General features: G+C 41.1%; 5 protein-coding genes. 1 reads left to right on the forward strand and 4 read right to left on the reverse strand.

The window, feature by feature from the left end; all coding sequences use genetic code 11:
• A partial coding sequence (gene katG, locus P20439_RS14220) for a catalase/peroxidase HPI (protein ID WP_036934240.1) occupies positions 1-1,769 on the reverse strand: 1,769 nt, incomplete at its 3' end.
• A gap of 649 nt (positions 1,770-2,418) precedes the next feature.
• Here katG and P20439_RS14225 point away from each other — a divergent pair.
• A complete protein-coding gene (locus tag P20439_RS14225) occupies positions 2,419-3,303 on the forward strand; it encodes a tetratricopeptide repeat protein (RefSeq protein WP_008467888.1) in 885 nt (294 codons plus the stop codon).
• Positions 3,304-3,502: 199 nt separating this feature from the next.
• On the opposite strand, the gene P20439_RS14230 is transcribed toward P20439_RS14225, so the two are convergent.
• The 3 genes from P20439_RS14230 to P20439_RS14240 form a co-directional block, all read right to left on the reverse strand.
• Entirely contained in the window at positions 3,503-3,823 is a 321-nt protein-coding gene (locus P20439_RS14230) for a hypothetical protein (protein WP_008467890.1), read from the reverse strand.
• Between the two features lie 9 nt (positions 3,824-3,832).
• On the reverse strand, positions 3,833-4,534 hold the full coding sequence (locus P20439_RS14235) for a nuclear transport factor 2 family protein (RefSeq protein ID WP_008467892.1): 702 nt from the start codon (positions 4,532-4,534) through the stop codon (positions 3,833-3,835).
• Between the two features lie 90 nt (positions 4,535-4,624).
• Positions 4,625-5,368 carry a ferredoxin--NADP reductase gene (locus P20439_RS14240; protein WP_008467894.1) on the reverse strand — a complete coding sequence of 248 codons (744 nt, stop codon included), beginning with the start codon at positions 5,366-5,368 and terminating at the stop codon, positions 4,625-4,627.
• Positions 5,369-5,419: the final 51 nt, after the last annotated feature.

Here is a 5,419-nt window from a genome sequence, read left to right on the forward strand (position 1 = left end):
GCATAGTCTTTTTTCAGCCAATTTCTAAAACCGTCATGAATTGGTTCTAATGGCTCGAATGACTCTGCGTCGGTCATGTCATCACTAGCATCGCCACGCCCTGGGGCAAACGGTACGGTTATATCAACCCCTGCCTTTTTAGCCGCTTGCTCAACCGCAGCGGTGCCGCCAAGTACAATTAAATCGGCCATACTAACAGGCTTAGTTAAACTCGCTTGCAGTGTTTCAAGTGCGCTAAGTACTTTAGCTAAACGCGCAGGTTCGTTACCTTGCCAGCTATTTTGCGGAGCTAGGCGAATACGGGCGCCATTTGCACCACCACGGTGATCGGAGCCTCTATAAGTACGTGCGCTATCCCATGCGGTATTAATTAAGTCGGTTTCACTTAATCCACAATTAAGTAGCTTCGCTTTTAAATCGGTTATTTCAGCGTCGCTTAGGGTGTAATCAACTGCAGGAATAGGATCTTGCCAAATTAAATCTTCGCTTGGTACATCGGCGCCCAAATAACGTGATTTTGGCCCTAAATCACGGTGGGTTAACTTAAACCATGCGCGGGCAAATACGTCAGTAAAGTACTCAAAATCGTCATTAAAACGCTCAATAATTTTACGGTACGCTGGGTCGAGCTTCATTGCCATGTCGGCATCGGTCATTATTGGGTTTAAACGAATCGATGGGTCTTCCACATCAACGGGTTTGTCTTCTTCTTTAATATTAACCGGCTCCCACTGATGAGCCCCTGCAGGGCTTTTTGTTAGCTCCCACTCGTAATTGAGCAACAATTTACAGTAGCCGTTGTCCCATTTAGTTGGGTAGGTTGTCCATGCGCCTTCAATACCTGAGGTCATGGTATCGCGGCCAATGCCACGGGTTTTATGGTTATTCCAGCCAAGGCCTTGTTCGTGCACATCGGCGGCTTCTGGCTCTGGGCCTAAGTTTTCTTCTTTGCCGTTACCATGCGTTTTACCTACTGTATGGCCACCTACCGTTAGCGCTGCGGTTTCTTCGTCGTTCATTGCCATACGCGCAAAGGTTTCGCGCACTTGTTCTGCGGTTTTAAGCGGATCGGGTTTACCATTTACCCCTTCTGGGTTTACGTAAATTAAACCCATTTGCACTGCCGCTAATGGGTTTTCCATGGTATCGGGTTTATCAACCTGGGTATATCGCTCATCACTTGGCGCAAGCCATTCTTTTTCTGCGCCCCAATAAACGTCTTTTTCTGGGTGCCAAATATCTTCACGGCCACCGGCAAAACCAAAGGTTTTTAGTCCCATTGATTCGTACGCCATATTACCGGCTAAAATAATTAAATCGGCCCATGAAAGCTTGTTGCCATATTTCTTTTTAATTGGCCATAATAAACGGCGCGCTTTATCTAGGTTGGCATTATCTGGCCACGAATTAAGTGGTGCAAAACGTTGATTACCGGTACCACCACCGCCTCGGCCATCCGCTAAACGGTACGAGCCCGCAGAGTGCCATGCCATACGGATCATCAGGCCTCCATAGTGCCCCCAATCAGCTGGCCACCAAGGTTGGCTTTGAGTCATTAAATCTTTTAAATCGGTTTTAAGTGCTTCTAGGTCGAGTGAATTAAACGCGTCGGCGTAATTAAAGTCGCTGTCGTAGGGGCTGCTTTTGCTATCGTGCTGATGAAGAATGTCTAAATTAAGTGAGTTTGGCCACCAATCTGTATTGGTGTTTTCGGTTGTAGTATTACTGCCGTGCATAACCGGGCATTTACCCGCTTTATGATTATCCATATTGAGCTCCTTTTTAAATATAAATAAAAACGCCCATGCTTACTGCTTTTGGCATTCACCAATTGGGAGCGCTGTTATTTTTTTGCCATTAAATGAATGACGTTTATGGTCTCTGCTTATTCAATATACGTGTAGCTGCTTTGATACGCTAGGGCAAAGTAATGCTTTAAAACGATTACTCTCATTTATAAATATGATGGTGCTGTCAGTTGTGTGCTTAATATTAAAACTTTTTATAAAATAGATGATCGTTATTAAAAATAGCCACGTAATGTATGCTGAAGGGTTTGAAAGTGACTTAGGTTTTCTTAAGTGCACAGTGGAATACCCCCCTTCGCCATGAAATTATAGTTATAAAAGGTGTATAAGTTACTTATGCACCTTTATTTCTTTTTTATTTTTTATTTTTATCTATTTGAATTTAGTTAAGTAAAAATTCAGGTAGGCAAACTTACAATAGCACCTATCTCCTATTGTTCCCTTGATATGTTGATGTAGTTTTTTCCAGCCCACCTTGGGCTGGTTTTTTTTGCCTATAATTACTGCTACTCAAGTTAATGCCAGCTTCCCTATACTCACCCTAGTACCAATGATGTGCGCATGTTAAAGTTAACAAAGCGATTAACTAATTTTTTAACTAGGCATATCAATGCGTTTTTATTTTTTACTATTTATTGTATTTATTGGTGTTTTTTCATCTGCGGTGCAAGCTGCTGATAAAAACACCGCAGCACTCAACGAGCAACAACAGCGTGAATTAGCACAGCTAGAAGCCCCTTTGTACAAACCATTACTTGAACGTTATATTCTCGACGAATTAAAGTCGGTTCGCCAAGATCAACAAAAACTGCGTGAAGACGTGACCAAACAAGTTACGCATGCACAGTTAGACACCGCCGATCGGGCGCTTACCTACACCACAGATACCATTAATAATGTATTTTTTATTATTACCGCCACCGCGTCTATTTTGGTATTAGTGGGCTGGAACTCGTTACGTGATGTAAAGAACAAAGTAGAAGATATAGTAAACACCCGAGTGAGTGTTATTACTGATGAGTATGAAGATCGCTTGAAAATATTAGAAGAAAAACTGCGAGTACGCTCTGAAGAAATACTCAGTAACCAAGAACGTATATCGATCACTAATGAAGTTCATTCGTTATGGATGCGAGCCAACCTTGAAAGTGATATTGCGAATAAAATTGAAATATTCGATGAAATTTTAAAACGTAAACCAGAAGATGTAGAAGCCATTGCCTACAAAGCGGATGCTTTATTAGAATTAAATGAGACTGAGCAAGCTATTGAGCTTTGTAATCAAGCAATTGATATAGATAGCGACTATGGTTACGCCTATTGGCAAAGAGCCTGTGCGTATGCTTTAACACATGAACATGCAGATGCCCTAGCTGATATAAAAATGTCTCTTGAATACTCACCCAACTTACGAAACGAGCTACTTCATGAAAGTGCCTTTGCCAGTCTGCATGATAACGACAGCTTTAATGCGATAGTTTCAAACGAAGCCTAAACTTCGTTGCCTACAGGGAGGGTGGTAAAAAGCGTGAGCAGAACGCGAAAGTTTTGCTCAGTTTTTACTTATTATTACAAGGATGTAAGCCAGTAGAATAACTTAGGCGCAGTTATCGACCCCACTAGGTTAGAAGCTCGCGCCGCAATTGAACTGCCTCTAGATTAAACAAATATCAATCAACAAAGGTCAATAGAGCTTAGCGTTTAAAGTATAAGTCTATTGACTTAGTAAGCAGCTCGTCGAGCTGCTCTTCAAAGTCTTCTATGTTGATTTCAAAATGATTTAAATACGCTTTAGCCTGCACTTGAGATAAGTTGCGGTTTTTAACGCTGTATTGCCGCTCATCTTTTTGCTTATCGTATCGAGGTAAAAATAATAACTGCGCATAATAAGGCGACTTAATATGCTTGTTCGCAAAGCGACAAAAGTCTTCAATGTGGTCTGCGCCCTCAGGGCCTAAACAGCCGGGCTCTACACGATACATTACACGAATTTTTTTCTCGTCACTTAGCTGCATAATTAATAATTACCTAAAAAATAATACCCTAACCACTTTGCCATCTTTAATTTGATAGCTTGAAATAAGCTCTGAACGTTTATCTATCACGTTCGGATCGTTAGAGCAGGTTTCTGATAGCTCATGGTCAATCACAATGTCACCATGCACAATACGCTTAATAGGTGATGAGTGAAGACACTCTAGCTTTTTAAACATAATGCCATAACGCGCAATTAATTTTTCTTTACCTTTAAATAATAGCTCATTCGGGAAAATATAAAACTCAACATCTTCATCATACATACGAATAAATTCTTCAATGTTACGCGCGTTGTAGGCTTTAACTAATTGCTCTATAACAGCAAGTGACTCACGAGACTGTTTTGCTTTGGCTTGTTGCCTTGCTGTAAGTGCCTCTTTTGCTTGCGTCACTGCTTGCTCAGCCTCGACGACCGCTTGTGCTTTATCTACTTTACTTTTAGGCTGTTCAACCGGCTTCGTTGATTCGCTGCCAAGTACTTTAGAATCATCTGCTTTTACTTTATCAACAACCGGCTTTTTTGGTGTATTAGTCTCTTTGCTTAATGTATCAAGCGCGTCTTGTTGTTGCGCTGCATTTTTTTGCTGTGTTTGTTTAGTCTCGTCCAGCGGTGTTGATTGCTCTATAGCATGACTATTTAACGTGAAAGCGGCCAATAAACAGACACAAATAATAAATAAAGATTTCATGGATTTCCTAAGTACGAAGACTAAATACAATTAAAGCGCAACATAGCAAATTTTAGGCCTCTGAGATAGTTATTATAACGTTATAGCTAGCTACCAATACTGTTCAACCGTGATATGTCCCGGCTCTTTTCGACGATTACGCTTATAATTTTGAGCCAATAATAACTCTGTGGTGTCTTTAACCATTTGCGGGTTACCACACAGCATAAATTGGGCGTTATTTGGTGTAGCGCATAACCCGACGTGCTCATATAAAGCGTTGTTTTCAATCACAGTGGTAATTCTGCCTGCTAAGCCTTGTAAAGGCATCTCACGGCTAACAACCGGAATATAGTTGAGTTGACTAGGGTGTGATTTTATTAGTTTGTTAATAAGCTCCTGATAGCTTAAATCGCTATTTTGCCGTACACCATGCACTAAATTTATGTGTTTGTATTTTTGCCATACTTCGCTCTGCTGTAACATTGATAAAAATGGCCCAATAGCTGTGCCTGTACTAAGCATCCACAATTGCTCACTCGCAGGCACTTCATCTAGAGTAAAAAAGCCAGTTGCTCGGCGCTCTATTAATACGGTGTCACCTGGTTTGAGTGTGGCTAAATGAGAAGATAGTAAACCATCAACCACATTGATGAGGTAAAACTCTAAATCAGGACTTTGTGGTGCATTAACATAAGAGTAGGCGCGAGCGATACGTTTATCACCGTCCATAATAGAGAGCTTTGTAAATTGCCCTGCTTTAAACGGCTCTACATCGGCGTGAACGGTTATGCTAAATAACGATTCATTCCACCATTTGATTGACTTTACTGTCGCATCAATCCAATTAGACATAATTACTCCAGAGTGTAAAACGTGTTTTAGCTATCAGCTATCAGCTATCAG

This window comes from Pseudoalteromonas sp. BSi20439 (genome assembly GCF_000241165.1).
In the GTDB taxonomy this organism is placed as follows: Bacteria; Pseudomonadota; Gammaproteobacteria; order Enterobacterales; family Alteromonadaceae; genus Pseudoalteromonas.